Genomic DNA, 2563 nt, shown 5'->3' on the forward strand with positions numbered 1-2563 from the left:
CCTGGAAACCGTTGACACCACTCCAAGTGAAGTACTACGTTCTAACCACTTCACTCGGAGTGCCACGAAACGCCACCGCCACACCTCAGGAGCCCACTTGCGAAAGCTCGTCTACTTCATCGCCGTCAGCCTCGACGGATTCATCGCCGGCCCCGACGGTTCCGACCCCACGGGCCCCGACGGCTTCTGGCCGTTCGCCGAGGACTACGTCCAGCACCTCGCCCAGACGTACCCCGAGACCCTGCCCGCCCCCGCCAGGCAGGCCCTCGGTCTGACCGGCGAGGGTTGCCACTTCGACACGATCCTCGAAGGCCGCAGGACCTACATGATCGGCGTGGACGCCGGGATCCCCGACTGCTACCCGCACTTGAGACACCTGGTCTTCACCCGCACCCTCACCGAGAGCCCCGACCCGCACGTCGAGCTGGTCGCCACCGACCCCGTCGCCAAGGTGCGCGAGCTGAAGCGCGAGGACGGCAAGGACATCTGGCTGTGCGGCGGCGGCGAGCTGGCCGGGACCCTGCGCGGCGAGATCGACCGCCTGGTCGTCAAGCTGGCCCCGATGACGCTGGGTTCGGGCACGCCGCTGTTCTCGGCGAAGACCGCCTTCGAGCCCACGCTGTACGAGCGGACGGACACCGTGCTCCTCGACAGCGGCTCGGTCTTCCTCACGTACGACAAGAGCGCGGGGGACGCGGGCTAAGCCCCTCCGTGGGCGGCGGCCGGGGCGGCCAGGCGGTGCCCCTCGCCCGCCGCCGCCCGCAGCAGTACGCCGGCCAGCTCGTCCGGCGTGGAGAGCATCGGCCAGTGCCCGGTGGCCAGTTCGAAGAAGGTCGCGCGCGGGTCGGCGAGGTGCTGGACGAGCGGCAGGCCCGCCGCCACGAGGCCTTCGAGCGTGGCGATGTCCATCGTCCCGCCCGTGGTGCAGAAGACGCCGGTCGTCGCGAGGGCCGCGACCGCGTCCGAGACGCGCAGCCTCTGTTCGCACGGGCCGACCGGCATCGGCGAGGCCAGGCGCGCCAGCCTGGCCAGCGCCTCGGGGGACACACCCGCGAGGTTCCCGTGCGCCTGCCACTCCGCGAGGGTGGGCGCCGGTACCAGCCCACCGGCGTCGGCCCGCTCCCGCATGCCGAGCATCCGCTCGCGCGCCGCCCCCTGCGGCATCTGCTCACGGACCTGGTCGAGCATGGAGCAACCGTCCTGCGGCATAGGCGAGTCCAGGTACACCAGCCGGGCGACGCGGTCCAGGCGCCGGTCGGCGGCGCCCGCCGACGGATAGATCCCGTAGCAGTAGCCGACCAGGACCACCTCGGACGCGTCGACGTGGTCGATCGCCTGGGCCACGTCCTCGATGTGGGTCTCCAGATCCGTCCTCGGGCCCGCCAGATGCCTGCGCTCCGCGAGCCCGGTGAGCGTCACCGCGTGCACCTCGGCTCCCGCCGAGCGCAGCCGCGCCGCCACGTCCCGCCAGATCCAGCCGCCCGTATGACCACCCGACACCAGCACGAACGCCGTCATGATTCCTCCTAGTACGCGGTCCACGGCACGGGTCGCGCCCCGGCCGGGCCGACCGGTCCGCCGCCCCCGCGCTCGCCCGTACGCTAGGAACTCCCCCTGAGGGAGGTTCAAGTCGTGACAGCAGACGGCACCGGCAGCGAGAGCGAGAGCGGGAGCGAGAAAGCGACCGCGACCGGGACCGGGCCCGCCCCGCCCGGCGCATGGAGCATCGGGCAGCTCGCCGAGCGGGCCGGCGTCACCGTCAAGACCGTCCGCTTCTACTCCGACCGGGGCCTGCTGCCCGAAGCCGCCCGCAGCGGCGGCGGCCACCGCCGCTACGGCCCCGAGGCCCTCGACCGGCTCCGCCTCATCCGCTCCCTGCGCGGTCTCGACGTGCCTGTTCCCGAGGTCAGCCGCGTACTCGCCGAGGAGGACGCGCTGGAGGACGTCATCGAGGACCAGCTGCGCGCACTCGGCACGCGGCTGACCGCCCTGCGCTGGCGCGAGGCCGCTCTGCGCCTGCTGCGCGACTGCTCCACCGAGGAGCGCGCCGAGCGGCTGCGCCTGATCGGCGGCCTGGGCACGCCCCCGAACGCGCCCCCGAACACCGCGGCGCTCGCCCGGTTCTGGCGGCTCTGGCTGCCCGCGCGGCTGCCCGCCCGAGTGGTCTCCGCCGTCGTCGAACAGGCGGTCCCGCGGCTGCCCGAGGACCCCGCCCCGGCGCAGGTGCTCGCCTTCGCGCGGCTGCACGCTTTCGTCTCCGGGCCCTGCTTCGACTCGGCCCCGCGCACGGCCGCGCGCCCCGGGCAGCCCGAGGCGCACCAGCCCGGCAAGGGCTACCGTCCCGACGTGCTCTACGAAGGTCTCCCCGAGGCGTTCGCGCTGGCCTCGGCCGCACTGCGGGCGGGCCGCGCCCCGCACCCGGGCGAGGCCCTCGACTGCTTCGTCGCGGTCCACGCCGCCGCGCTCAACGCCCGCGACACCGCCGGCTTCCGCCGGGGCCTCGCCCGCATGCTCGCCGCCGAACCCCGCATCGACCACTACTGGCAGCTCGCCGCCGAGGTCA

The 2563-nt window shown here is 73.8% G+C and carries 3 protein-coding genes; 2 read left to right on the forward strand and 1 reads right to left on the reverse strand.

The genetic code is table 11. The features are described 5' to 3' along the window. Positions 1 to 97: 97 nt before the first annotated feature. A complete protein-coding gene (locus tag GKQ77_RS31400) occupies positions 98 to 703 on the forward strand; it encodes a dihydrofolate reductase family protein (RefSeq protein ID WP_219692511.1) in 606 nt (201 codons plus the stop codon). Here the strand turns inward: GKQ77_RS31400 and GKQ77_RS31405 are convergent. Continuing rightward, entirely contained in the window at positions 700 to 1518 is an 819-nt protein-coding gene (locus tag GKQ77_RS31405) for an alpha/beta fold hydrolase (RefSeq protein WP_219692512.1), read from the reverse strand. The two genes, GKQ77_RS31400 and GKQ77_RS31405, sit on opposite strands and share 4 nt — an antisense overlap. Positions 1519 to 1725: 207 nt before the next feature. On the opposite strand from GKQ77_RS31405, the gene GKQ77_RS31410 reads away from it, so the two are divergent. Then, positions 1726 to 2563 (forward strand): MerR family transcriptional regulator (locus tag GKQ77_RS31410; protein WP_308117837.1); only part of this gene is annotated, 838 nt, incomplete at its 3' end.

Source organism: Streptomyces anatolicus, from assembly GCF_019400875.1.
Classification (GTDB): Bacteria; Actinomycetota; Actinomycetes; order Streptomycetales; family Streptomycetaceae; genus Streptomyces; species Streptomyces anatolicus.